Consider the following 22356-nt stretch of genomic DNA (forward strand, 5'->3'; position numbering starts at 1 on the left):
GGATCTCCGTTAGGCCGCCAGATTATAAAACAGATAGGCCTGATAGGCGACAAAGCTGCAGACCAGAATTCCCCCTTCCAGTCGGTTGATTCGGCGGCGTTTTCCAAGCGCCATTAACAGCAGCATGACGGAAACCCCCAGCATGACGTAATAGTCGCGGCCCATGGCCAGCGGGCTGAGCACGGACGGGTTCAGCAGGCCCGGGAGCCCCATCACGGCCAGGATGTTGAACACGTTGGAGCCGATAATGTTGCCGACTGCCATGTCATCTTCGCCTTTGAAAATACTGGCAATGGAAGCGGCCAGCTCTGGCAGGCTGGTCCCGATGGCAATGATGGTCAGGCCGATCACCAAATCGCTCATGCCGTAGAATTTTGCAATGGTCACCGCGGAGTCGACCAGCATACTGGCGGCATACGGCAGCAGGACCAGGCCAATAACGACCCAAATCAGGGCAGCACGGTTGCTAACGCCCTCTGGAATTTCAGATTCTTGCTCATCGGCCAGGGGGTCGCCGTTATTTTTGCCATCGCGGCTGATCTTCAGCATCGCCAGCAAAAACAGGGCAAACAGCACGACCAGGGCCACGCCTTCCATAAAGCCCAGGTAGCTGTCCCATAGCAAGGCACCGGCCACCAGGGTGACGGCCATCATCAGCGGCAGTTCACGACGGATAATCCCGGAGCTGACGGCCAGCGGCTTGAAGAGTGCGGTCAGGCCGAGGATCAGGGCGATGTTGGCAATGTTCGAGCCGAGCACATTGCCCACCGCCGTATCGGTCTTGCCGTCCAGGGCCGCAGTGGCTGAAACCATCATTTCCGGCGCAGAGGAGCCCATGGCCAGAATGGTCATCCCGATCACCAGCGGGGTGACACCGAGATTTTTTGCCAGCGCGGCGGCACCAAACACAAGTCGATCTGCACTCCATACCAGCAAGGCTAAACCGATACAGAGCAACACAATGGCTTCGAGCATTCTTATCCCTTTTGTCGTTAATCATGAGAATCAAGTTTAAGGGAGCAATTTTGACGGTTCGGCAGGCAAAAGAAAAGGAAAAGCCGTGACATTTTGTGTCTCGGTGTATGAACGCAGGCGAAGTGGTGCCGGGGCAGCGCGGATGGATCTGTACGGGGCATTGCTGCTGAAGCTAAGCTGAAATTACACAGTTCTTACAGTTCATGGCTTGAGTTGGTTGCATAATGTACCTATGATCGGTAACTAGCTGTAAATTGATGAATAATACTGGTGATATCCTCCCCAAAGTCTGGAGGACGTCGAAGACCAAGGTAAGACTGTGGGCCGACGGGATGGCGATAGAGCAGACTGAAGCACTCGTTTCGATCAAAAATATGACGTTCTCGCGGGGAGACCGCAAGATATTTGATAATGTGACCCTGGAGGTGCCCAAAGGCAAGGTGACCGCCATCATGGGACCGTCAGGGATCGGAAAAACCACCTTGCTGCGCTTGATTGGCGGTCAGATCCAGCCGGATAGCGGTGACATCTGGTTTGAGCACTGGAATATTCCGGCATTGAGTCGCCGTGAGTTGTATCGTGCGCGCAACAGAATGAGCATGCTGTTCCAATCCGGAGCGCTGTTCACCGACATGAATGTGTTCGACAACGTGGCGTTTCCGCTGCGCGAACACACCGAGATTCCGGAAGATTTACTCCATACTCTGGTGTTGCTGAAGCTGGAGGCTGTCGGGTTACGCGGTGCCGCATCCCTGATGCCGAGCGAGCTTTCCGGCGGAATGGCCCGGCGGGCAGCCCTGGCGCGCGCCATTGCCCTGGATCCGGATTTGATTATGTATGATGAGCCGTTTGTCGGCCAGGATCCGATCAACATGGGGATGCTGGTGAAGCTGATCCGGGCATTGAATCAGGCGCTCGGGATCACCTCGATGATCGTCTCGCATGACGTCCCGGAAGTAATGAGCATAGCCGATCAGGTCTACTTGCTTTCCGGCGGCAAAGTGATCGGCCAGGGTTCGCCGGATGAGCTGCGGGCTAATCCTGACCCGCAGGTCCGGCAGTTCCTGGACGGGAAAGCCGATGGTCCTGTGCCGTTCCACTACCCGGCCCGGGAGCTGACCGAAGATATCTTTACCGGTGCCTGAAGTCATGGGTGATTGGTATGGCAGCCCTGCCGATGCTTCGGCAACGGCAATGACAGAATAACGAAAGGTAATCACGACTTATGATCGCGGATTTTATTGCCCGGCAGGGACGACGGGGGATCTCCCAGTGCCAGACAGTCGGGCGGGCGAGCCTGCTGCTTTATGGCGCGCTGGTAAGCAAACCCCAACCGAAAAAAATGTTCCCGCTGCTGATGAAGCAGCTCTACTCGGTGGGCGTGCTGTCGGTCGCCATTATCCTGGTATCGGGCCTGTTTATCGGCATGGTCCTGAGCCTGCAGGGCTATATCGTGCTGATTGATTTTGGCGCTGAAACCAGCCTGGGCCAGATGGTCGCGCTGTCGTTGCTGCGCGAGTTGGGGCCGGTGGTGACGGCATTGCTGTTTGCCGGGCGGGCCGGTTCGGCGCTGACGGCAGAGATCGGCCTGATGAAAGCCACCGAGCAACTCTCCAGTATGGAAATGATGGCGGTGGATCCGCTGCGCCGGGTGATTGCGCCGCGGTTCTGGGCCGGGGTGATTTCGATGCCGCTGCTTGCGATGCTGTTCTGTGCCGTCGGCATCTGGGGCGGCGAACTGGTCGGGGTGAATTGGAAAGGGATTGATCACGGCAGTTTCTGGTCGGTGATGCAGTCTTCAGTTGAACTGGGCTACGACATCGGCAATAGCATCATCAAGTCGGTGGTGTTTGCGATCACTGTGACCTGGATTGCAGTATTTAACGGGTATGACGCGGTCCCGACTTCGGAAGGGATTAGCCGCGCGACGACCAAAACGGTAGTGAATTCCTCACTGGCCGTTCTGGGATTGGATTTTGTGCTGACTGCCTTGATGTTTGGCAATTAAAACCGGTGCTCGGCATCGCATGTAACGTGGGAATAGACGGATGCAACAGATAAAGAAATTAGAGCTGTGGGTTGGAGGTTTCATGCTGGCCGGGTTTGCCGCCCTGCTGATGCTGATCTTCAAAGTCGCGGATGTCCAGAGCCTGGGGAACGGGGAGTCGTACACCCTCCAAGCACAATTTGACAATATCGGCGGCCTGAAAGTGCGCTCGCCAATCAAAGTCGGTGGGGTGACCGTGGGGAAAATTACTGCGATCACTTTAGATACCGAAACCTATGTCCCGGTGGTGACCCTGGCGATTGAGAAGCGCTTTGGCTACTTTCCAGAAACCAGTTCGGCTGCCATTCTTACATCAGGCTTGCTGGGCGAGCAGTATCTGGGCATTGAGCCGGGGTTTGTCGATGAAGGGATTGAAATGCTGGGTGATGGTGACCTGATCCAGGACACCAAGTCCGCGTTGGTCTTGGAAGATATGATTGGCCAGGTGCTGTACAGCATCGGCGGCGACAGTGAATAAAAGGGGTTAAGATGAAATTGTTTAGATATATGCTGGTTGTGTTGTTGGCACTGCCGCTGTTTGCCCAGGCTGCAACAGTGGATAAAACCGACCCTTACAAGTTGATCCAGGTAGTTTCGCAACAGACGTTTGATCGCCTGAAGGCACAGAAAGATCAGATCCAGCGTAACCCAGAGTTGCTGCGTGGCGTGGTCCGCCAGGAGCTGCTGCCTTATATCAATGCCCGCTACGCGGCGTATAAGGTGTTGGGGCCGAACCTGAAGAAAACAACGGCGGCACAGCGTAATCAATTTGTAAATGCTTTCACCGATTACCTGGTTGCCTCCTACGCCCAGGTACTGACTCAATACACGGATCAGGACATCCGGATTGAATCGGCAAAGTCGGTTCCGGCGGACCGGACGATTGTTTCGGTCCGGGTCGATATCCTCGATGACAAGCGCCCGCCAATTCGCCTCGACTTCAAGCTGCGCAAGAACAAAAAGAGCAATGAATGGCAGGCGTATGACATGGTGGCCGAAGGGGTGAGCATGATCTCGACCAAACAGAGTGAATGGAGCGGCCAGCTGCGCAACGAAGGGGTGGATGCCGTGACAGCAGACTTACGTGGACTTGCGGCGAAACCGATTCGCCGCGAGGAAGGTACGAATGAGTAAGCCAAAGATTGAGTGGCGGATTCAGGAAAATGGCCTTTATAGCTTGTCAGGAACGTTGGAACGTGACACAGTTCCAGCTTTTTGGCAGCAACGGCATGAATGGATGCCACAGGAGGCCAAGGTCCAGCTCGATCTGCGGGCAGTGACCCGGGTGGATTCTGCGGGCATGGTGATGCTGCTGCATATTTATCAACAGCTCAGCAGTCATGGGAGTGAACTGACGCTCCTGAATGTGCCGGAACAGCTGATGACTTTGCTCCGCCTGAGTCATGTCGAATCAATGTTAGCTGCGTGTATTGCTTAAGCGGCGAAGAGGATAGCTTGTGGAAATCTCTGAAATTAAAGAAATTCTGGAAAATGCTCTGGATCTTGATGAAATCATTGTCAAAGGTGAGGGCAGCCACTACGAAGTGATTGCTATCGGTGCGCTGTTTGAAGGCATGAGCCGGGTGAAGAAGCAGCAGACGATTTATGCACCGTTGATGGCCCGGATTGCGGCCAACGACATTCATGCGCTCAGTATCAAAACCTTTACGCCGGACGAGTGGGCACGCGATAAAAAGCTAATGTCGCTGTCTTAAGAGGGTTGATAATGGAGAAGTTTCGAATTCAGGGTGGTGGTCCGCTCAGCGGTGAGGTGACCATTTCCGGCGCAAAAAATGCGGCGCTGCCGATTCTGTTCGCGGCGTTGCTGGCCGAAGAGCCGGTAGAGGTGGCCAATGTGCCAAAACTGCGTGATATCGACACCACCATGGAGCTGCTGGGGCGCTTAGGTGCCAAAGTCAGTCGCAATGGCTCGGTTTATGTCGATGCCAGTGGTGTCAACCAGTACTGTGCGCCATATGAGTTGGTCAAAACCATGCGTGCGTCGATCTGGGCGCTGGGACCGCTGGTTGCCCGTTTCGGCGAAGGCCAGGTGTCTTTGCCGGGCGGCTGCGCCATTGGTGCCCGCCCGGTGGATCTGCATATTCACGGCCTGGAGCAACTGGGCGCTGAAATTGTCCTGGAAGAAGGGTATGTGAAGGCCACGGTTGATGGTCGTCTTCAAGGCGCCCACATTGTGATGGATAAAGTCAGTGTCGGGGCGACGGTGACGATTATGTCGGCTGCGACGCTGGCCGAAGGCACCACAGTGATCGAGAATGCTGCCCGGGAGCCGGAAATTGTCGACACCGCCAATTTCCTCAATACGCTGGGCGCGAAAATTACCGGTGCCGGCACTGATACGATTACCATTGAAGGCGTGACGCGCCTTGGTGGCGGCTATCACGAAGTGGTGGCCGATCGCATTGAGACCGGTACTTTCCTGGTCGCTGCTGCGGTTTCCGGCGGTAAGATCACCTGCCGTAAGACCAAGCCTTCATTGCTGGAGGCGGCGTTGGCCAAACTGGAAGAAGCCGGGGCTGCGATTGAGACCGGGGAGGACTGGATCAGTCTGGACATGACGGGACGCGAGCTCAAAGCTGTGAATATTCGTACCGCGCCGCATCCGGGTTTTCCGACCGATATGCAGGCCCAGTTCTCACTGCTGAACCTGGTGGCCAAAGGCACCGGGATCATTACTGAGACGATCTTTGAAAACCGTTTTATGCACATTCCTGAGTTGATCCGGATGGGCGCGCATGCGGAGATTGAAGGCAATACGGTGATTTGCGGGGACACAGAGGGCCTGAGCGGCGCTCAGGTGATGGCAACCGATCTGCGGGCGTCGGCCAGTCTGGTGATTGCCGGCAGCATTGCCCATGGTGAAACCATTGTCGACCGGATTTATCATATCGACCGCGGCTATGAGCGGATTGAAGACAAGTTCAGTGCGCTGGGGATGCAGATCGAGCGTTTCAGCGAGTAAGGCACAGCCTCGATCCTAAAAAAACCAGCCATGTGGCTGGTTTTTTTGTATACGGGTACGGGGGCAGATCTGGGATTAGTAAACGTTGGGCTCGTCGGCGATCAGCACAGACAGGGTCAGCGGCGCGCCGTTGCGCAGCACTTTCATTTCGACCTGATTGCCCGGTCGCAGTTCGGTGACAATATCAAGCACGTTGCGCCGGTCGGTAACCTTCTTGCCATCAATTTCGATTAGGATGTCCTGGACCTGAAAGCCGGCTTGCGCAGCCGGTCCGGTCGGATCCATGCCGGTGACAATGATGCCGCTAATCTGATCGGCATCATAGAGCCGCGCCATAACCGGATTGACATCGCGGGCCTCAATCCCGATGTAGCCGCGGATCACCCGGCCATCGGCAATCAGCTTGTTCATGATTTTCCAGGTGAGCTGATAAGGGATCGCGAAGGAAATACCGTAGGTTTCGATATCTGTTGCCTGCTGGAAAGACGCGGTGTTTATTCCGACCAGCTCACCCTGGGTATTGACCAGAGCGCCACCGGAGTTGCCCTCGTTGATCGCCGCATCGGTTTGGAGAAAGTCCTGGCGCCCATAAAAGCTCATCCCGGAGCGGCCGGTGGCGGAAATGATCCCGTAGGTGGTGGTCTGTCCCAGGTTATAGGGATTACCGATAGCCAGTACCACGTCACCGACTGCCGGCTGGTAGCTGTCATTGAGCGGGATAACCGGGAGGTTCTCGGCCTGGATTTTTAATACCGCCAGATCAGTCCGGCGATCTTTGCCGATCAGCTGTGCGGTAAAAATCCGGCCGTCCTGCAACGCGGCAATGACTTGGTCGGCTTCGGCCACCACATGGTAATTGGTGACGATATAGCCCTTGTTACTCATAATCACGCCGGAGCCCAGGCCTTGGGTACTCAGTTTGAGGCGATCGGAGGCGTTGTAACGACGGTTGTAAATATTGACCACCGCAGGCGATGCCCGCCGCACGGCGTAATTATAGGAAAGCTGTGCCTGGCCGGTTTCAATCGGGGTCAAGGTGGCCGGGGGCGGGAGCATCCGGGTGCGCAGATCCGGAAACATAACAAGCAACGCAATAGCTGTGACGACGCCAAGTAAAATGGATCGACGAAAAAAAGCCAGCATGCCTGCTCCCTAAAACCAAAAAGCGCCACGGCGCAGTGAAGTACGAGTGATTCGGTCGAGGATATCATTACCGGCAGCAGATACCAAACCGAAGCCGCCTGAGCGGCACGCAGGTGGTTGAATGGAAGGGCTTTGAAGCGGGAAAATGGGGCGGGCCGTTGCCGGCCCGACCGGGGTTAACGGATGATCAGGTACAGCACGTTATTGCCGCGTTTGACTTCCAGAGCGAGGACGTTCGGATTCTTCTCAAGTGCCTTGCGCAGCTCACCCAGATTGCGGATAGGCTGACGATTGAGCCCGAGAATGATGTCGCCCTGCTCCAGGCCGTAGCGGGCTGCCATGGATTGCTCCTCCAGGCGGGTGACTTTCACCCCTTTGACGCCATCATCGGCCGAGGTATTGGCAAACTCAGCCCCGGCGAGGCGTTCGTGAAGGCTCTCAGCCTTAACCTTGCTCTGGCTGGCCGCCTGAAGGACCACATCGACGGTCCGTGATTCCCCGTCGCGAACAATCCCCAGCGCCGCTTTCTTACCGGCACCCAGGGTGGCAATTTTCGCCCTGAGTTCACTGAAGGTACGAATTTGTTTGCCGTTGACCGAGACAATAATGTCGCCGGCTTTCAGCCCGGCTTTCTCGGCCGCTGAATCCGGGATCACCTGGTTAATAAACGCGCCGTGGTTGGTTTCATAGCCAAAGGCTTCGGCCAGCTCGGAGGTGAGCTCACCGCCCAGCACGCCCAGCACACCCCGCTTGACTTCGCCATACTCCAGAATTTGCTCAGTCAGGCTTTTGACCATGTTGACCGGAATGGCAAAGCCAATGCCGACGTTGCCGCCGTTCGGGCCGAGAATGGCGGTGTTGATCCCAACCAGCTCACCGTTGAGGTTGACCAGGGCGCCGCCGGAGTTACCGCTGTTAATTGCGGCATCGGTCTGGATAAAGTTTTCGAAGTTCTCAATATTCAGGCCACTGCGCCCCAAGGCGGAGATGATCCCGGAAGTCACGGTCTGGCCGAGGCCGAAGGGGTTGCCGATGGCAACGGCGAAATCGCCGACTCGCAGGCTATCTGAGTTGGCCAGTTTGATTGCGGTCAGGTTTTTGGTTTTTTCGATTTTCAGCAACGCAATATCAGACATCTCGTCGCTGCCGATCAACTCGGCGCTAACCTCTCTGCCATCATAGAGCTGGACGGCGATCTTATCGGCGCCGTTGATCACATGATGGTTGGTGACGATATAGCCTTGGTCGGCATCAATGATCACCCCGGAGCCCAAGCCGCGGAACGGGCGCTCACGCAATTGCTCGGTCGGGAATTCAGGGCCGAAGAAAAAACGGAAAGTTTCAGGCAGGCGCTGCCTGGAGACCTGGCGGCCTTCAATGGCAATACTGACCACGGCTGGCGTAACATTTTCCAGCATTGGTGCCAGGCTGGGTAGCTGCTGGTTACTGACCGCCTGGGGCAGTGCGGCGGTGGCAGCCACCGGGGTAAGCACAGAACTGATACTTAATGCGATTGCACTCAATACAAGCAAAGGTTTTTTCATTATGACTAAACTCCGGTTTACAAGTAGAAGTACCATTCCATAGTGACTATAAACAGTTATGAATCAATCACCAACCTTTGGAACCAGTATTTGCTCTGACTTGAAAACCGGGGTTTAGTTCCGGAAAAACTAGCCCGCTTTGGTGGCTTCGAGTTTCTCTGGGGGGGCGACAGGCTCCGGCTCACCTTTCAACAGGCCGCTGGCACCATTGGCGTAGTCACGGGGTGGCGCCGTTGTTTCACCACTGTCGGTCACTGGGGTCAGGGTGCTGATCCGGCGGGCAAAGGGATTATCCTGCTCCGGCAGATTCGGCATCAGCTCGGCTGAAGTCTTGGCCATATGTTCATACAGCTTGCTGTAATCCTTGGCGATGTTATCCAGTAATTCTGAGCTACGGGCGAAGTGGTCGACCAGCTCCTGGCGGAACTGCTCAAGTTCGTATTTTGACTTATCCAGGTCTTTTTTCAGCTCTTTTTGCTGCTTCAGGCTTTTGTTGCCCAGCCGTGCTGCAAACCCGCCGACAATGGCGCCGGCGGCGAAAATCAGAAGCGCATAAATCCAAGCCATGGAAAACTCCTTGTGATTACAATCAATACCAGGTTATGGCACCGACCTCTGTCGACGAGCGAGGCATGATCGTCAAACAGGCCGGCACGCGGGTTGTTGTTATTGTCGTCGCTGGGGTTGAACCGCTGCTGAGCCACTAATCAATAACCCTGTTTCATCTAGTTACTATACATGCACAAACCGGGGCATGGTACTATCGGGTGCCAAAGATGGGATCAAAAGAGTTACAGAAACGGATGACACCACAGCAAAAATACCAGCAAGACCTCCAACGTGAAGATTTCATCGCCGATCCGGCGCAGGCCATGGCAGTTCGGCACCTGGATGACCTGTTTCACCGGATGCAGGCCCCCAAGCCCGAGCCGGGTAAACCATCCTTGCTTTCCCGTTGGCTCAAACGGCCTGCACCACAGGTCGCGACACCGGTGAAAGGGTTGTATTTCTGGGGCGGTGTGGGGCGGGGTAAAACTTACCTTGTGGATACTTTTTTTGAGTGTCTGCCGACCGAACGCAAGATGCGGGTTCACTTCCATCGCTTCATGCACCGGGTGCACCAGGAACTCAAGCAGCTTGGCGCTCAGGAAAACCCGCTGGAGCACGTCGCTGATCGTTTTCAGGCTGAAACGGACATTATCTGCTTTGATGAGTTTTTCGTCTCCGATATTACTGATGCGATGATCCTCGGAACCTTGTTCGAGGCCCTGTTCCGGCGCGGGATCACCTTGGTGGCAACCTCCAATATTCCGCCGCAGGAGCTCTATCGCAACGGCCTGCAGCGGGTCCGTTTCCTGCCGGCAATTGCGCTGATCGAGCAACATTGCGAGGTGGTGAATGTGGACTCTGGGGTCGATTACCGCCTGCGAACCTTGGAGCAGGCGGAGATTTTCCATTATCCCCTTGATGCACAGGCCGAGCAGAATCTGAATCAGTATTTTCACCAGCTCAGTGTCGAGCCCCGCACTGAAGGGAAGGCGATTGAAATCAACAACCGGACGCTGCCGACCCGGCATGAAGCTGACGGGGTGGTGCATTTTACGTTCCAGACCCTGTGCCAGACCGCGCGCAGCCAGAACGATTACATGGAAATTGCCCGGATTTACCATACCGTGCTGGTCTCCGATGTGATCCAGATGGGGGAAAAGGAAGACGATTCGGCCCGGCGTTTTATTGCCATGGTCGACGAATTTTATGAGCGTAACGTCAAGCTGATCATGTCAGCCGAAACTGAGTTGTCGCAGCTCTATCAGCACGGTCGGCTGACGTTTGAGTTCAAACGCTGTTGTTCGCGCTTAATCGAGATGCAGAGCCATGAATACCTGGCGCGCCCGCACCTGGCGTAACCAGATAAGTCGCGGGGATTTAGCCCCAAACGATGCCGTTTGGTGGTCACAATCCCCGGTTGCGGCGAGAGTGATAAAAAATCGCAATTTTTTTTGAAAAAAAGGTGATTTTTTCTCCACCCTTCCCTATAATCTTGCGACCCACCGTACCTGTAACGGCAAAAGCCGGGAGTGCCAACCACTCGAAGGGGTGATGACTGGGCTCTGTACAGAGGGAGCTATAGGCTCCTGTAAAGTGAAACTAATTAATTTTGGGTAAGAATTAGCATGAAAACTTTCGTTGCTAAACCAGAAACTGTAAAACGTGACTGGTACGTTGTTGACGCTGAAGGTAAAACACTGGGTCGTCTGGCAACTGAAATCGCATCTCGTCTACGTGGTAAGCACAAGCCGGAGTACACTCCGCACGTTGACACCGGTGACTACATCGTCGTTATCAACGCTGAGAAAGTTGCGGTAACTGGTGCTAAGCGCACTGACAAGATGTACCACCGCCACACTGGCTACATTGGTGGTCTGAAGTCTATCAGCTTCGAGAAGCTAATCGATAAGAAACCAGAAATGGTTATCGAAACTGCTGTTAAAGGCATGCTTCCTAAAGGTCCTCTAGGCCGTGCAATGTACCGTAAACTGAAAGTTTACGCAGGTACTGAGCACAACCATGCTGCACAGCAGCCTAAAGTTCTAGACATCTAATTGGGGAAGATGACAATGGCAGAGAATCAATACTACGGCACTGGTCGCCGCAAAAGCTCAGCTGCTCGTGTTTTCATTAAACCGGGTACAGGCAACATCGTAATCAACAAGCGCAGCATCGAAGAGTACTTCGGCCGCGAAACTGCTCGCATGGTTGTTCGTCAGCCACTAGAGCTTGTTGAAATGACTGAAAAACTGGATCTGTACATCACTGTTAAAGGTGGTGGTATCACAGGTCAGTCTGGCGCAATCCGCCACGGCATCACTCGTGCTCTGATGGAGTACGATGAGTCTCTACGTCCAACACTGCGTGCAGCAGGTTACGTGACTCGTGACGCGCGTCGCGTTGAGCGTAAGAAAGTTGGTCTGCGTAAAGCACGTCGTCGTCCACAGTTCTCTAAGCGTTAATTTACGCGCCGGTTTACCGGTTGTACTGTGTACAGAAAAAGCTCAACCTTCGGGTTGGGCTTTTTTTTTTACAGGTTCAAAACGTGTTGTTTGGCCTTCCTGCCCGGGTTGTTTTTGTTTGTTCCATGAAAAATCAAAACAAAAAGAACATACCTCTCACATTTGTTGCCGAAAGGTAGCTTTATCTTGTCAAAAAGTGGGGTTTTATTTATCATTTGGCGCGATTAACAACAGCTTAAAAATGTATCAATGATCTGTTGTATCTTTCCGTTGAGAGTTAGCCGTAAGCTCCAGGGACGCTAAAGGACATAATAATAATCCAGAGCGGGAGCACATGGGAGAATGTTTGGATGAGCAATGCGCCAGTAAGTAACGGTCGCCGCCGCTTCCTGACTGCGACAACGTCGGTTGTCGGAGGCTTAGGTGCAGTCGCTGTAGCTGTGCCTTTTATCAAGTCGTGGAACCCGAGCGCCAAGGCAAAAGCCGCCGGTGCGCCAGTCGAAGTTGATATCAGCAAGTTGGAAGATGGCCAAATGGTTCGCGTCGAATGGCGTGGTAAGCCAGTATGGGTCGTGCGCCGTAGTGAAGCAATTATTGAGGAACTGGGCGGTCATGATGACCAGCTGCGTGATCCGTCGTCAGATGAACCGCAGCAGCCGGGATACGCCCAGAACCAATTACGTTCAGTTAAGCCTGAAATCTTTTTAGCCGTAGGTATTTGTACCCACCTTGGCTGTTCACCGACCTACCTGCCTGATAGCTTCAGTGAGCAGGTCAGCGGTGTATCAGCTGGCTTCTTCTGTCCGTGCCACGGTTCTAAGTTTGATATGGCAGGCCGTGTATTTTCAGGAGTACCGGCACCATTGAACCTAGTGGTGCCGCCTCATATGTTCTTGGATGACAACACCATTTTAGTCGGTGTCGATGAGGAGACAGCCTAATGGAAGCATTACTTGGTTGGGTCGAAAAACGACTGCCAGTGATGAATGCTTACCGTAAGCATTTATCCGAATACCCGATGCCGAAGAACTTCAACTTCTGGTATCTGTTTGGTTCATTGGCCATGCTGGTACTGGTGAACCAGATCCTGACCGGGATCTGGTTGACGATGAACTACGTGCCTTCCGGTGATGGTGCATTCGCATCGATCGAATACATCATGCGTGATGTGGAATACGGTTGGCTGTTGCGCTATATGCACTCGACCGGCGCCTCGGCATTCTTTGTTGTGGTGTATTTGCATATGTACCGTGGTTTGATCTACGGCTCGTATCAGAAGCCGCGTGAGCTGCTGTGGCTGTTCGGGATGCTGATCTTCCTGGTGTTGATGGCCGAAGCCTTCATGGGCTACCTGTTGCCTTGGGGCCAGATGTCTTACTGGGGTGCCCAGGTGATTATCTCCCTGTTTGGTGCGATCCCGGTCATCGGTGACGATCTGACGCTGTGGATCCGGGGTGACTACGTGATCTCCGGTGCAACCCTGAACCGTTTCTTTGCCTTACACGTGATTGCGTTGCCGATTGTGCTGCTGCTGCTGGTAGTACTGCACGTTCTGGCGCTGCACGAAGTGGGCTCGAACAACCCGGATGGGATTGAGACCAAGCTGCCGAAGGGGAGCAAAGGCGAAGGGTACAAGACCCAGTTCCCGTTCCATAGTTACTACAGCAAGAAGTATGACATCATCGACTCCATTCCTTTCCACCCGTACGGGACGGTGAAAGATATGGTTGGGGTGGCTGTGTTTGCCTTCCTGTTCAGCTACGTGATTTTCTTTAACCCGGAAATGGGCGGCTACTTCCTTGAGCCACCTAACTTCGAAGCGGCGAACCCGCTGAAGACCCCTGAGCATATCGCGCCGGTATGGTACTTCACACCGTTCTACGCCATCCTGCGTGCGGTGCCGGATAAGCTGCTGGGTGTTATTGCCATGGGTGCCTCTATTGTGGCGCTGTTCCTGCTGCCGTGGTTAGACCGCTGTAAAGTGCGCTCTTACCGCTACCGGAGCAAACTGCATCTGGGCAACATTGTCCAGTTTACGATTTGCTTTATTGCGCTGGGTATTCTGGGTGCGCTGCCGGCGACGCCGACTTATACCCTGATGGCACAGGTATTTAGCTTTGGTTACTTTATGTTCTTCGTGCTGCTGTTCTTCTATAGCAAGAATGAAGCTACCAAACCGCTACCAGAGAGGGTGACATTCAAATGAGGAAGTTGATTGTATTGCTATTTGCCCTGTTGCCGTCTCTGGCAATGGCGGCTGGTGCAAAGGTGCCGTTGGATGCTGCCAACAATGATCTATCGGACAAGGCCTCACTGCAGCGTGGTGCCAAGACGTTCATGAACTACTGTTTTGGCTGTCACGCCACGCAGTATCAGCGTTATGAGCGGGTCGCGAATGATCTGGACATTCCTGCAGAGCTGATGAGAGAGCACATGATCTTTAATCCGGACGCGAAAATTGGTGAGCTGATGACCAATGCGATCCCGACCGAGTATGCGGCGACTTCATTTGGTGCTCCGGCGCCGGATCTGACGCTGGTTGCCCGGGTTCGCGGAACGGATTGGCTCTACACCTACCTGCGCTCATTCTATGCTGATCCAAGCCGCCCGTTTGGGGTGAACAATGTGGTCTTCCCGAGTGTGGGGATGCCGCATGTGCTTGAAGAGCTACAGGGTGTGCCGTCGAAGGTGTATGAAACCCGTCTGATTGACGGTGTAGAAGTGAAGGAGTTCGTCGGGATTGAGTCTGACGGCTCCGGTGAGCTGAACACCGAAGAGTATGACGCGGTGGTTCGTGACCTGGTCAACTTCCTGGAATACTCAGCCGAGCCAATGAAGCTGGAACGTCAGCGCCTTGGCCTGTGGGTGATGGGCTTTATCGTCGTATTCTTTGTACTAACATTACTGTTGAAGAAAGAGTATTGGCGTGATGTCCACTGATCGGGTAATCTAGTGGGTTAAGAATCTCGCAATGGGGGCTCGGGCCCCCGTTGCTTTTTGTGTATTTAAGTATACTGGAGGGGTTAATGGCTGTAGCTGCCAATAAACGCTCTGTGATGACTCTGTATTCTGATGCTTCGGATATCTACAGCCATCAGGTGCGTATCGTTCTAGCGGAAAAGGGTGTCAGTGTTGAAATCGAGCTGGTTGAGCCGGACAACTTACCTGAGGATCTTCTGGATCTGAACCCGTACAACTCTGTTCCGACCCTGGTTGATCGCGAGCTTGCGCTGTATCAGGCGAATATCATCATGGAATATCTGGATGAGCGTTTCCCTCACCCGCCGCTGATGCCTGTGTATCCGGTGGCTCGTGGTAACAGCCGCCTGATGATGTATCGTGTCGAGCGTAACTGGTATACCCTGGCTGAGAAGGTCACCAATGGCACTGCGGATGAAGCCGAGAAGGCGCGCAAGCAATTGCGAGAAGAGTTGCTGGCACTAGCCCCGGTTTTTGCGGAATTCCCTTACTTTATGAGCGAAGAGTTCAGCCTGGTGGATTGTTACCTGGCACCGCTGTTGTGGCGTTTGCCGCAAATGGGGATCGAGCTGGCAGGACCTGGCGCCAAAGAAGTGAAAGCCTATATGACTCGCGTGTTTGAGCGTGATTCTTTCCTGGCCTCGCTGACTGAAGCAGAGCGTGAAATGCGCCTGGCTGGCCAATAATGGATATGGCAACAATGACGCCGCGCCGCCCTTATTTGGTGCGGGCCTTCTATGACTGGCTGGTCGACAATGATTTGACCCCGCACCTGGTGGTCGATGCGACCTTGCCCGGTGTGCAAGTCCCGATGGAGTTTGTCAGCGACGGTCAAATTGTGCTGAACATCGCCCCGCGCGCGGTGGGGAACCTGGAGCTGGGGAACGAAGCGATTAGTTTCAATGCCCGTTTCAGTGGCCGCCCGCATTCGGTGATTGTCCCGCTCTATGCGGTGATGGCGATTTATGCCCGTGAAAACGGTGCCGGAACCATGTTCGAGCCGGAGCCGGCGTATGAGCCTGAGCTAGCTGAGCATGCTGAGCCGGCAACCGAGGATGAGCCGCTGATCGAGCTCGCAGAGGAAGAGGCGCCGTCTCTGTTGGCTGAAGTTACGGAAACGGCTGAAAGCGAGACCCCGGCGGAGGGCGATGAGCCGCCTCGTCCGCGTGGTCGGCCGAGCCTGCGTGTCGTCAAATAAAGTGACACGCTTGTTCGCCTGCAACAGGCGTCATGAAATAAAAACGCAGCCGAATGGCTGCGTTTTTTTATGGGGTGAGTCGAAAACGGGTTCACGATGGGTTGCCAGGTGTGCTTGCGAGATATTCAAACACCTTGACTACTTTCTTCACCCCGCTGACATTACGGGCGATTTCTGTCGCGATATTGGCTTGCTCACGGGTGACATAGCCCAGCAGGTACACTTCCTGGCCTTCGGTGATCACCTGAATCGTCACATCCTGCAGTTTCTTGCTGCCGATCAGCTGTGATTTCACCTTGGTGGTCAGCCAGCTGTCTTTGCTGACTTCGCCCAGTTTAGGCAGCGGGCGGACTTGGATCTGGTTGAACACAGTGCTGACATTGCTGAGCTGGCGGATCTGCTCGGCCAGCTGCGCCTTGGTGGCGTCATCGACGGCCTGGCCGACGAGCAGCACTTTGCCGTCAAAGGCCACCGCATTGATCCGGGCCTGCTGACGGTAGGGCGGTTTGTTCACCAGGCCGCCGACTTCCATCTCAATTTGTTGATCAAACCACTGCCGCTTGGCCGAGCGGGGATCGCTCGGGGTCAGCGCGGCGCACCCTTGGAGGAGGAATAACGCGGCCAGCAGCAGCGTCGGGAGTGTGCGCATGGATTATCCCTCGTGTTGTGGGAACAAGACCTTATCGATAAGATCACACAAACAATGGACGGTAAGCAAGTGCCCTTCCTGGATCCGGGCTGTGCGTTGTGACGGGATCCGGATTTCAACGTCCTGGACGCCAAGCAGGCCTGCCATCTCGCCACCGTCCTTCCCGGTCAGGGCGACAATGGTCATATCGCGGGTCAGGGCCGCTTCCATCGCCTTAATGATGTTCTTGCTGTTGCCGCTGGTTGACAGCACAAACAGGATGTCGCCGGCCTGGCCCAGTGCCCGGACCTGCTTGGAGAATACTTCGTCGTGGTGGTAGTCGTTGGCCACGGCGGTGAGGGTGGTGGTATCCGCCGTCAGTGCCAGCGCCGGCAGGCTCGGACGTTCGGTTTCAAAACGGTTAATCAGGCAAGAGGCAAAATGCTGGGCGTTGGCGGCCGAGCCGCCATTGCCGCAACACAGGATCTTATGGCCGTTCAGCAGGCTTTGCACCATCAGCTGGGCGGCCTGGGAAATGGCATCCGGCAGCGCTTCTGCCGCTGCAATCTGGGTCTGAATATTTTCGGTAAAACTTTCTTTAATGCTCTCTAGCATGGATTAACCTTCCACCAGGATATTGGTAAGCCATTCAATGTGCTGCTCGGCGCCTTGGATCGCCACGACATCAAATCGGAATTCGGTCTGCTCGGCCGCCAGCCCCTGTTGCCGGAGCCAGAACAGGGCGGCACGCTTCAGACGTTGCAGTTTGCGCCAGTTTACCGCTTCTGCGGCTGAACCGTAATGGGGGGATTGACGAAATTTGACTTCAACAAATACCACACAGTGGTGATCGCGCATGATGAGATCGATTTCACCGCTGCGGCATTGGAAATTTCGGTCGACGGCGACGAGCCCCTGGCGGCGCAGGTATTGTTCCGCCAGTTGCTCATAGGCCTGCCCTTGGCGGCGCCTATTGAACCGGTTCAACGCCATTTCCGGAGAACATGGCCCAGCTCAGCTGGCGTTGGATCACGCACTGCTCATCCAGGCTCAGGCGACCGGTTTTCCCCTGGGTGCTGTAGTTGTCGACTGCCTGCATCTGCGGCAGTTCGGTGATCATCTGATACGCATCCATCCCGAAGGCGTGCAGGCGCAGATCGGTATTGCTGGCATTTGGCCACAACTCGTTAAACCGGGTCATGAAATGATGGTTGGCATCGACCAGCAGCGGAATATCGCTGAACTCAATACCACGCAGCTCATTGAAGTTGGCGTTGCTGTCCGGGTAGCTGCGTGAGCTGGCGTACAGTTTCGGCGGCTGGATATCCGGGTTGATGGCGACTTCGATGAACGGCTTGAGCAGGGTCAGCTCATTTTTGTTGGCAATCAGGTACACGGCATCAGTGTCGCGTCGGCTGCGGGGCTGGGCCTCGAGCGTAATGCCCATCAGCTGTTTCATTTGTTGAATCCGGGACTGGCTCTCGGTCAGGCCGAATACAGCCGCAATTTGCTGTTGTACCTGTTTGCGTGAGCTGAACGAGCTGCTGGCCGGTTGGTGGCCGGTCAGTTGCTGCCACTGGTTGATAAAAGCCTGGCTGACCCGCTCACCAAAGGGGTTGCCCGGCGCGAGGACCATCGGGTATTGGTGGCCCTTGGCAAACAGATGGCGGGCAGCTTGTTCGGCTTCCTGCTCAGGTGACAGAGCGAAGTAACATGCCTTGCCCTGGGCACTGTTGACCTGATCCGGCTCGTTGAGGGCCAGCATGGTCATTTGTGACTGGTTCAGACGTTGGAAGTCGGTGATCTTGTCTTTGCGCAGCGGACCAATCACCAGTTCGATCCCGGTTTGCTCCAGCTTGCTGACGATGGTCGCCAGCGGCTCAGCTTCGGTATCGTAAATAGTGAGCTCGGTGTCTCCATCGCGCCCGGTATCATCGAGCATGGCATTGATGAAGCCGTCGCGTACGGCTTTGCCGGCATTTTCATAGCGGCCGGAAAGCGGCAGCAGCAGGGCTACGTTGCTGAGCTCGGGGATCTCCAGCGACAGGATCGCGGCCAGCTCTGCCGGTAGCGCCTGGTTGGCTGGATGGTAAGGGTGCTGGGCCAGCCATTCGTCGACTGCGCTCTTGAGCCTGGCCGGACGCTGCGAGTAGGTGTTTTTCAGAATACTGAGCTGGACCCAGCCGCGCAGTACCGTTTCGTCTTCGGCAATCTTGGCCGATTGCAGCTGGTTGTTGCTGTAGCTGGCCAGATCCTGCCACAGCCGTTGCCAGTTGGCGGCCTTTTGCTCCGGCTGCAGGTACTGATCCAGCACGGTGCGCTCGCGGGCCGCTGCAAAGGCCTGATTGGTCTGTGCCAGCAGCTCGGCGCGCAGCATGTGATAACGCAGGTACTGGCGGTCGTTCAGGGTCCACCAGGGCTGGAAGCTCAGGGTGTCGAGGGCTGCTTTCGGCTGGCCTTGCTGATAGTGCAGGGTCGCGCGTGCCAGTTGCCATTCCGCCATCTGAACCGGGCTCATCGCCAATCGGGCCAGGCGGTCGGCCTGTTGCTCAGCTTGCTCCAGGCGGCCTTCTTTGATCAGGGCTTTGAGGGCAAGAATGTGCCAGTCGATGCTGGTGGTGCCTTCACTGGATTCAGCTTGGATTAGATAATTGGCCGCACTGTCGGTGACAGGTGCGGTGATATCCAGGGTCACGGTTTGGGTTGGCGTCGAACAGCCAGCCAGGATCACGGCAAGCGCTACAGGGGCGATGAGTCGTGATACACTTTTACGCTTATGGGTAAAATTGAGCATTGAATTTTTTCAACTGTGACAAATTACTCTCTATATTAATTGCAGATGAGATCTTAGACAAATGAGTGAGACCAATTCATGCCCGGTAGATGTCGCAACTTTGTACATCGTACCCACACCAATCGGTAATCTGGCAGACATCACGCAGCGTGCATTGGATGTATTGGCGAATGTGGACCTGATCGCCGCAGAAGACACCCGGCATACCTCGCGCTTGCTGACCCATTTTTCTATCTCAACCCGCACCTTTGCGCTTCATGATCACAATGAGCAGCAGAAAGCTGACTTCCTGATCGAGAAGCTTCAGGCGGGCATCAGCATCGCGTTGGTCTCGGATGCCGGCACGCCTTTAATCAGTGATCCAGGGTATCATCTGGTCAATCGTTGTCGTCAGGCCGGTGTCAAAGTTGTGCCCTTGCCGGGCCCGTGCGCGGTGATCACCGCCCTGAGCGGGGCCGGGCTGCCGTCAGACCGTTTCAGTTTTGAAGGCTTCCTGCCGCCGAAAAGTAAAGGGCGCCGGGATTGCTTTCAGGCACTGGCCGATGATGAGCGTACCCTGATCTTTTATGAATCCCCGCACCGGATCATGGACTCCCTGGCGGATATGTTGGCGGTGCTGGGCGCTGAGCGCCAGGTGGTGCTGGCCCGGGAACTGACCAAAACTTATGAGACCATTCACGGCGCGCCGCTGGGCGAGCTGATTGCATGGCTGCAAGAAGACAGCAACCGGATCCGCGGTGAGATGGTGCTGCTGGTGGCCGGTCACCGGGCAAGCAAAGAGGCCCTGCCGTCCGATGCCCTGCGCACGCTGGGATTGCTGGCGGCCGAGTTGCCGCTGAAAAAGGCTGCCGCGCTGACGGCAGAGATCCACGGGGTGAAGAAAAACGCGCTGTATAAATGGGGGCTGGACAACCTGGACTAACCGGCTGGCGGGTCGATATATGCGGGGATTGCTCTCTTTTCGAGCGACCCGCTGCCGGCGGCGACATTTCGCTGGCAACCGGGATCGAACTTCGCTACAATCCGCCCCCTGAGTTGGCCAGGTAACCGCTGCTTCGTTGATGTCCTTTGGGAGACTGACGAAGGGGAGGAAAGTCCGGGCTCCACAGGGCAGGGTGCCAGATAACGTCTGGGGGGCGCAAGCCTACGACCAGTGCAGCAGAGAGTAAACCGCCGATGGCCCGCTTTTCAAGTGGTGCACAGGTAAGGGTGAAAGGGTGCGGTAAGAGCGCACCGCGCGGCTAGCAATAGTTCGTGGCACGGTAAACTCCACCCGGAGCAAGACCAAATAGGTCCCTAATGGCGTGGCCCGCGTTGGGGACGGGTAGGTTGCTTGAGCCTGTGAGCGATTGCAGGCCTAGAGGAATGGTTACCACCGCGCAAGCGGGACAGAACCCGGCTTATCGGCCAACTCCCCTCATTCTCTATAAAAGGTGATGTATTGCTTCAATTTGAGGCGAACATCACCTTTTATCGTTTTAGGGCTTTGTGACGGAAATGGACTGCTTCGGCAGAATATCTGTTTGGAATCAATGCAAAACCCGTCCCCGGTAATATCATTTGTTTGTCAGAAAGCCCGCCCCTCGCTTGACAATTTTTTTGTGTCATACGTACACTTTGCGATGGGAATGTGCGGGAAAAGCTGATCTTTCCGCGAAAATCACCGGTTTTTTGTTGAAACCGTGAGCTGACAAACAGTTTTCCCAACTTATACGCTTTCAGGCCGGTCCTGCCCAGAAGACTGCGGCGGTGCCGGCGAGCTTTCACTATCGCTGAATGAATAATATGTCTGAACAATTTGAGCACGTTTCCGTATTGCTCCAGGAATCTGTCGACGGCCTGGCCATCAAACCCGATGGTATCTATATCGACGGTACATTTGGCCGAGGTGGGCACAGCCGGCTGATCCTTTCTCAATTGGGAGAAAATGGTCGCCTGTATAGTATCGACCGCGATCCGCAGGCCATTGCTGAAGCGCAAAAAATCAATGATCCACGCTTTACCATTATTCACGGGCCGTTTTCCGGTTTGGCTGAATATATGGAGGAGCGCGGACTGAGCGGCAAAATTGACGGGGTGCTACTCGACCTTGGCGTGTCGTCGCCGCAGCTGGATGACGCCGAGCGCGGATTCAGCTTTATGCGTGACGGGCCGCTGGATATGCGAATGGATCCGACCTCCGGCATCTCGGCAGCAGACTGGCTGGCCCAGGCTGATGCCGATGATATTGCCTGGGTACTCAAAGAGTTCGGTGAAGAGCGCTTTGCCAAGCGGATTGCCCGCGGCATTGTGGCGCACCGCGAGAATCCGGACAAGGAGCCGCTGACCCGCACCTTGCAACTGGCCAGCCTGATCGCCGAAGTGTCGCCGTTTCGTGATAAACACAAGCACCCGGCGACCCGCAGTTTCCAGGCGATCCGGATCTATATCAACAGCGAGCTGGAAGAAATCGAGACTGCGCTGAACGGGGCTGTCGATGTGCTGGCACCGGGCGGCCGGCTGTCGGTGATCAGCTTCCACTCGCTGGAAGATCGGCTGGTGAAGCGTTTTATCCGCAAGCAGAGCAAAGGGCCGGAAGTGCCTGCCGGCCTGCCGCTGACGGAAGATCAGATCAAAGCGTTGGGATCGGCAGCCCTGAAAACGGTCGGCAAGGCGATCAAGCCGTCGAAAAACGAAATTGACGGCAATGCGCGTTCGCGCAGCTCCGTCCTGCGGCTGGCTGAACGGTTATGAGTGCTGCACCAGAGCCGTCAGAAAACCTGGCACGCCTGATCGCCCGGGACCTGGTCACCGTCGGTCGGGTGCCGCTGGTGCTGCTGGTTCTGGTGCTGGTTTCAGCACTCGGAGTGGTGCTGATCACCCATCACTCGCGTCAGCAGATTGCCCAGCAGGAGCAGTTGCTGATCGAGCGGGATCAGCTCGACATTGAGTGGCGTAACCAAATTCTTGAGGAAAATGCCCTGGCTGAGCACAGCCGAATTGAACAACTGGCTGAACAAGAGCTGGAGATGAAGCGCCCGTCACGGGATAGCGAAGTCGTCGTACAGTAATGAG

General features: G+C 55.3%; 26 protein-coding genes and 1 other RNA gene. 19 read left to right on the forward strand and 8 right to left on the reverse strand.

Translation table 11 applies throughout. From position 1 onward, the window contains the following. Positions 1-9: 9 nt before the first annotated feature. Positions 10-975 (reverse strand): calcium/sodium antiporter, encoded by a 966-nt coding sequence (locus NNL38_RS01640; protein WP_255389296.1) that lies wholly within the window; start codon positions 973-975, stop codon positions 10-12. A gap of 332 nt (positions 976-1307) precedes the next feature. Between NNL38_RS01640 and mlaF the strand changes: the two genes are divergently transcribed. The 7 genes from mlaF to murA all read left to right on the forward strand — a co-directional run bounded on the left by mlaF (position 1308) and on the right by murA (position 6005). Beyond that, positions 1308-2120, forward strand: coding sequence for a phospholipid ABC transporter ATP-binding protein MlaF (gene mlaF, locus NNL38_RS01645; protein ID WP_439651383.1), 813 nt, complete (start codon positions 1308-1310; stop codon positions 2118-2120). A gap of 80 nt (positions 2121-2200) precedes the next feature. Then, a complete protein-coding gene (mlaE, locus tag NNL38_RS01650; RefSeq protein WP_255389297.1) occupies positions 2201-2983 on the forward strand; it encodes a lipid asymmetry maintenance ABC transporter permease subunit MlaE in 783 nt (260 codons plus the stop codon). 40 nt (positions 2984-3023) lie between these two features. After that, the gene (gene mlaD, locus NNL38_RS01655) at positions 3024-3500 is read left to right on the forward strand and encodes an outer membrane lipid asymmetry maintenance protein MlaD (RefSeq protein WP_255389298.1); all 477 of its coding nucleotides are present in this window, start codon (positions 3024-3026) and stop codon (positions 3498-3500) included. 11 nt (positions 3501-3511) lie between these two features. Then, the gene (mlaC, locus tag NNL38_RS01660; RefSeq protein WP_255389299.1) at positions 3512-4156 is read left to right on the forward strand and encodes a phospholipid-binding protein MlaC; all 645 of its coding nucleotides are present in this window, start codon (positions 3512-3514) and stop codon (positions 4154-4156) included. Beyond that, the gene (locus tag NNL38_RS01665; RefSeq protein WP_255389300.1) at positions 4149-4460 is read left to right on the forward strand and encodes an STAS domain-containing protein; all 312 of its coding nucleotides are present in this window, start codon (positions 4149-4151) and stop codon (positions 4458-4460) included. The genes mlaC and NNL38_RS01665 overlap by 8 nt, the downstream gene beginning before the upstream one ends. A 19-nt stretch (positions 4461-4479) precedes the next feature. Further along, positions 4480-4737 (forward strand): BolA family iron metabolism protein IbaG, encoded by a 258-nt coding sequence (ibaG, locus tag NNL38_RS01670; protein ID WP_255389301.1) that lies wholly within the window; start codon positions 4480-4482, stop codon positions 4735-4737. A gap of 11 nt (positions 4738-4748) precedes the next feature. After that, the gene (gene murA / locus NNL38_RS01675) at positions 4749-6005 is read left to right on the forward strand and encodes a UDP-N-acetylglucosamine 1-carboxyvinyltransferase (RefSeq protein WP_255389302.1); all 1257 of its coding nucleotides are present in this window, start codon (positions 4749-4751) and stop codon (positions 6003-6005) included. A 75-nt stretch (positions 6006-6080) separates the two neighbouring features. On the opposite strand, the gene degS is transcribed toward murA, so the two are convergent. From degS to zapG, 3 genes are all read right to left on the reverse strand, one after another. Then, positions 6081-7148 carry an outer membrane-stress sensor serine endopeptidase DegS gene (gene degS, locus NNL38_RS01680; protein ID WP_255389303.1) on the reverse strand — a complete coding sequence of 356 codons (1068 nt, stop codon included), beginning with the start codon at positions 7146-7148 and terminating at the stop codon, positions 6081-6083. 176 nt (positions 7149-7324) lie between these two features. After that, on the reverse strand, positions 7325-8692 hold the full coding sequence (locus NNL38_RS01685) for a Do family serine endopeptidase (RefSeq protein ID WP_255389304.1): 1368 nt from the start codon (positions 8690-8692) through the stop codon (positions 7325-7327). 129 nt (positions 8693-8821) lie between these two features. Further along, complete coding sequence (gene zapG, locus NNL38_RS01690; RefSeq protein ID WP_255389305.1) at positions 8822-9259, reverse strand: Z-ring associated protein ZapG; 438 nt, start codon at positions 9257-9259, stop codon at positions 8822-8824. Between the two features lie 236 nt (positions 9260-9495). Between zapG and zapE the strand changes: the two genes are divergently transcribed. The 8 genes from zapE (at position 9496) to sspB (ending at position 15880) form a co-directional block, all read left to right on the forward strand. Further along, complete coding sequence (gene zapE, locus NNL38_RS01695) at positions 9496-10599, forward strand: cell division protein ZapE (protein WP_255390536.1); 1104 nt, start codon at positions 9496-9498, stop codon at positions 10597-10599. Positions 10600-10866: 267 nt separating this feature from the next. After that, positions 10867-11295 (forward strand): 50S ribosomal protein L13, encoded by a 429-nt coding sequence (gene rplM / locus NNL38_RS01700; protein WP_255389306.1) that lies wholly within the window; start codon positions 10867-10869, stop codon positions 11293-11295. A 15-nt stretch (positions 11296-11310) separates the two neighbouring features. Next, positions 11311-11703, forward strand: a complete 393-nt coding sequence (rpsI, locus tag NNL38_RS01705; protein WP_255389307.1) for a 30S ribosomal protein S9 — start codon at positions 11311-11313, stop codon at positions 11701-11703. Positions 11704-12053: 350 nt separating this feature from the next. Beyond that, positions 12054-12644: a ubiquinol-cytochrome c reductase iron-sulfur subunit gene (petA, locus tag NNL38_RS01710; protein ID WP_255389308.1), complete on the forward strand. Its 591-nt coding sequence runs from the start codon at positions 12054-12056 to the stop codon at positions 12642-12644. Continuing rightward, a complete protein-coding gene (locus NNL38_RS01715; protein WP_255389309.1) occupies positions 12644-13909 on the forward strand; it encodes a cytochrome b in 1266 nt (421 codons plus the stop codon). Before petA ends, NNL38_RS01715 begins: the two co-directional genes overlap by 1 nt. Continuing rightward, positions 13906-14643, forward strand: coding sequence for a cytochrome c1 (locus NNL38_RS01720; RefSeq protein ID WP_255389310.1), 738 nt, complete (start codon positions 13906-13908; stop codon positions 14641-14643). Before NNL38_RS01715 ends, NNL38_RS01720 begins: the two co-directional genes overlap by 4 nt. A gap of 86 nt (positions 14644-14729) precedes the next feature. Next, positions 14730-15368 (forward strand): stringent starvation protein SspA, encoded by a 639-nt coding sequence (sspA, locus tag NNL38_RS01725; protein WP_255389311.1) that lies wholly within the window; start codon positions 14730-14732, stop codon positions 15366-15368. After that, complete coding sequence (gene sspB, locus NNL38_RS01730; RefSeq protein ID WP_255389312.1) at positions 15368-15880, forward strand: ClpXP protease specificity-enhancing factor; 513 nt, start codon at positions 15368-15370, stop codon at positions 15878-15880. The genes sspA and sspB overlap by 1 nt, the downstream gene beginning before the upstream one ends. A gap of 91 nt (positions 15881-15971) precedes the next feature. Here sspB and NNL38_RS01735 read toward each other — a convergent pair whose 3' ends face one another. From NNL38_RS01735 to NNL38_RS01750, 4 genes are read right to left on the reverse strand one after another with little or no spacing between them, the layout of a single operon-like run. Next, positions 15972-16529, reverse strand: a complete 558-nt coding sequence (locus NNL38_RS01735; RefSeq protein ID WP_255389313.1) for a BON domain-containing protein — start codon at positions 16527-16529, stop codon at positions 15972-15974. Positions 16530-16532: 3 nt separating this feature from the next. Next, on the reverse strand, positions 16533-17123 hold the full coding sequence (locus NNL38_RS01740) for a phosphoheptose isomerase (RefSeq protein ID WP_255389314.1): 591 nt from the start codon (positions 17121-17123) through the stop codon (positions 16533-16535). A 3-nt stretch (positions 17124-17126) separates the two neighbouring features. Continuing rightward, entirely contained in the window at positions 17127-17501 is a 375-nt protein-coding gene (locus NNL38_RS01745; RefSeq protein WP_439651365.1) for a YraN family protein, read from the reverse strand. Then, positions 17479-19302, reverse strand: coding sequence for a penicillin-binding protein activator (locus NNL38_RS01750; protein ID WP_255389316.1), 1824 nt, complete (start codon positions 19300-19302; stop codon positions 17479-17481). Before NNL38_RS01750 ends, NNL38_RS01745 begins: the two co-directional genes overlap by 23 nt. A gap of 61 nt (positions 19303-19363) precedes the next feature. Between NNL38_RS01750 and rsmI the strand changes: the two genes are divergently transcribed. The 4 genes from rsmI (at position 19364) to ftsL (ending at position 22352) form a co-directional block, all read left to right on the forward strand. Beyond that, entirely contained in the window at positions 19364-20224 is an 861-nt protein-coding gene (gene rsmI, locus NNL38_RS01755; RefSeq protein ID WP_255389317.1) for a 16S rRNA (cytidine(1402)-2'-O)-methyltransferase, read from the forward strand. Between the two features lie 109 nt (positions 20225-20333). Then, an RNA gene (rnpB, locus tag NNL38_RS01760) (RNase P RNA component class A) lies at positions 20334-20721 on the forward strand. Between the two features lie 366 nt (positions 20722-21087). Then, entirely contained in the window at positions 21088-22035 is a 948-nt protein-coding gene (rsmH, locus tag NNL38_RS01765; RefSeq protein WP_255389318.1) for a 16S rRNA (cytosine(1402)-N(4))-methyltransferase RsmH, read from the forward strand. Next, positions 22032-22352: a cell division protein FtsL gene (gene ftsL, locus NNL38_RS01770; RefSeq protein ID WP_255389319.1), complete on the forward strand. Its 321-nt coding sequence runs from the start codon at positions 22032-22034 to the stop codon at positions 22350-22352. The genes rsmH and ftsL overlap by 4 nt, the downstream gene beginning before the upstream one ends. Positions 22353-22356 lie beyond the last annotated feature (4 nt).

Source organism: Photobacterium atrarenae (genome assembly GCF_024380015.1).
In the GTDB taxonomy this organism is placed as follows: domain Bacteria; phylum Pseudomonadota; class Gammaproteobacteria; order Enterobacterales; family Vibrionaceae; genus Photobacterium; species Photobacterium atrarenae.

Bases quoted from the DNA above. Each gene is read 5' to 3' on its own strand.
- mlaF (WP_439651383.1), top strand. From the start codon at position 1,308: ATGGCGATAGAGCAGACTGAAGCACTCGTTTCGATCAAAAATATGACG.
- degS (WP_255389303.1), bottom strand. From the start codon at position 7,148: ATGCTGGCTTTTTTTCGTCGATCCATTTTACTTGGCGTCGTCACAGCT.
- murA (WP_255389302.1), top strand. From the start codon at position 4,749: ATGGAGAAGTTTCGAATTCAGGGTGGTGGTCCGCTCAGCGGTGAGGTG.
- petA (WP_255389308.1), top strand. From the start codon at position 12,054: ATGAGCAATGCGCCAGTAAGTAACGGTCGCCGCCGCTTCCTGACTGCG.
- ftsL (WP_255389319.1), top strand. From the start codon at position 22,032: ATGAGTGCTGCACCAGAGCCGTCAGAAAACCTGGCACGCCTGATCGCC.
- mlaC (WP_255389299.1), top strand. From the start codon at position 3,512: ATGAAATTGTTTAGATATATGCTGGTTGTGTTGTTGGCACTGCCGCTG.
- NNL38_RS01735 (WP_255389313.1), bottom strand. From the start codon at position 16,529: ATGCGCACACTCCCGACGCTGCTGCTGGCCGCGTTATTCCTCCTCCAA.
- sspA (WP_255389311.1), top strand. From the start codon at position 14,730: ATGGCTGTAGCTGCCAATAAACGCTCTGTGATGACTCTGTATTCTGAT.
- NNL38_RS01685 (WP_255389304.1), bottom strand. From the start codon at position 8,692: ATGAAAAAACCTTTGCTTGTATTGAGTGCAATCGCATTAAGTATCAGT.
- NNL38_RS01640 (WP_255389296.1), bottom strand. From the start codon at position 975: ATGCTCGAAGCCATTGTGTTGCTCTGTATCGGTTTAGCCTTGCTGGTA.
- rsmH (WP_255389318.1), top strand. From the start codon at position 21,088: ATGTCTGAACAATTTGAGCACGTTTCCGTATTGCTCCAGGAATCTGTC.
- NNL38_RS01665 (WP_255389300.1), top strand. From the start codon at position 4,149: ATGAGTAAGCCAAAGATTGAGTGGCGGATTCAGGAAAATGGCCTTTAT.
- zapG (WP_255389305.1), bottom strand. From the start codon at position 9,259: ATGGCTTGGATTTATGCGCTTCTGATTTTCGCCGCCGGCGCCATTGTC.
- sspB (WP_255389312.1), top strand. From the start codon at position 15,368: ATGGATATGGCAACAATGACGCCGCGCCGCCCTTATTTGGTGCGGGCC.
- mlaD (WP_255389298.1), top strand. From the start codon at position 3,024: ATGCAACAGATAAAGAAATTAGAGCTGTGGGTTGGAGGTTTCATGCTG.
- NNL38_RS01740 (WP_255389314.1), bottom strand. From the start codon at position 17,123: ATGCTAGAGAGCATTAAAGAAAGTTTTACCGAAAATATTCAGACCCAG.
- NNL38_RS01745 (WP_439651365.1), bottom strand. From the start codon at position 17,501: ATGGCGTTGAACCGGTTCAATAGGCGCCGCCAAGGGCAGGCCTATGAG.
- NNL38_RS01715 (WP_255389309.1), top strand. From the start codon at position 12,644: ATGGAAGCATTACTTGGTTGGGTCGAAAAACGACTGCCAGTGATGAAT.
- rplM (WP_255389306.1), top strand. From the start codon at position 10,867: ATGAAAACTTTCGTTGCTAAACCAGAAACTGTAAAACGTGACTGGTAC.
- NNL38_RS01750 (WP_255389316.1), bottom strand. From the start codon at position 19,302: ATGCTCAATTTTACCCATAAGCGTAAAAGTGTATCACGACTCATCGCC.
- mlaE (WP_255389297.1), top strand. From the start codon at position 2,201: ATGATCGCGGATTTTATTGCCCGGCAGGGACGACGGGGGATCTCCCAG.
- zapE (WP_255390536.1), top strand. From the start codon at position 9,496: ATGACACCACAGCAAAAATACCAGCAAGACCTCCAACGTGAAGATTTC.
- NNL38_RS01720 (WP_255389310.1), top strand. From the start codon at position 13,906: ATGAGGAAGTTGATTGTATTGCTATTTGCCCTGTTGCCGTCTCTGGCA.
- rsmI (WP_255389317.1), top strand. From the start codon at position 19,364: ATGAGTGAGACCAATTCATGCCCGGTAGATGTCGCAACTTTGTACATC.
- rpsI (WP_255389307.1), top strand. From the start codon at position 11,311: ATGGCAGAGAATCAATACTACGGCACTGGTCGCCGCAAAAGCTCAGCT.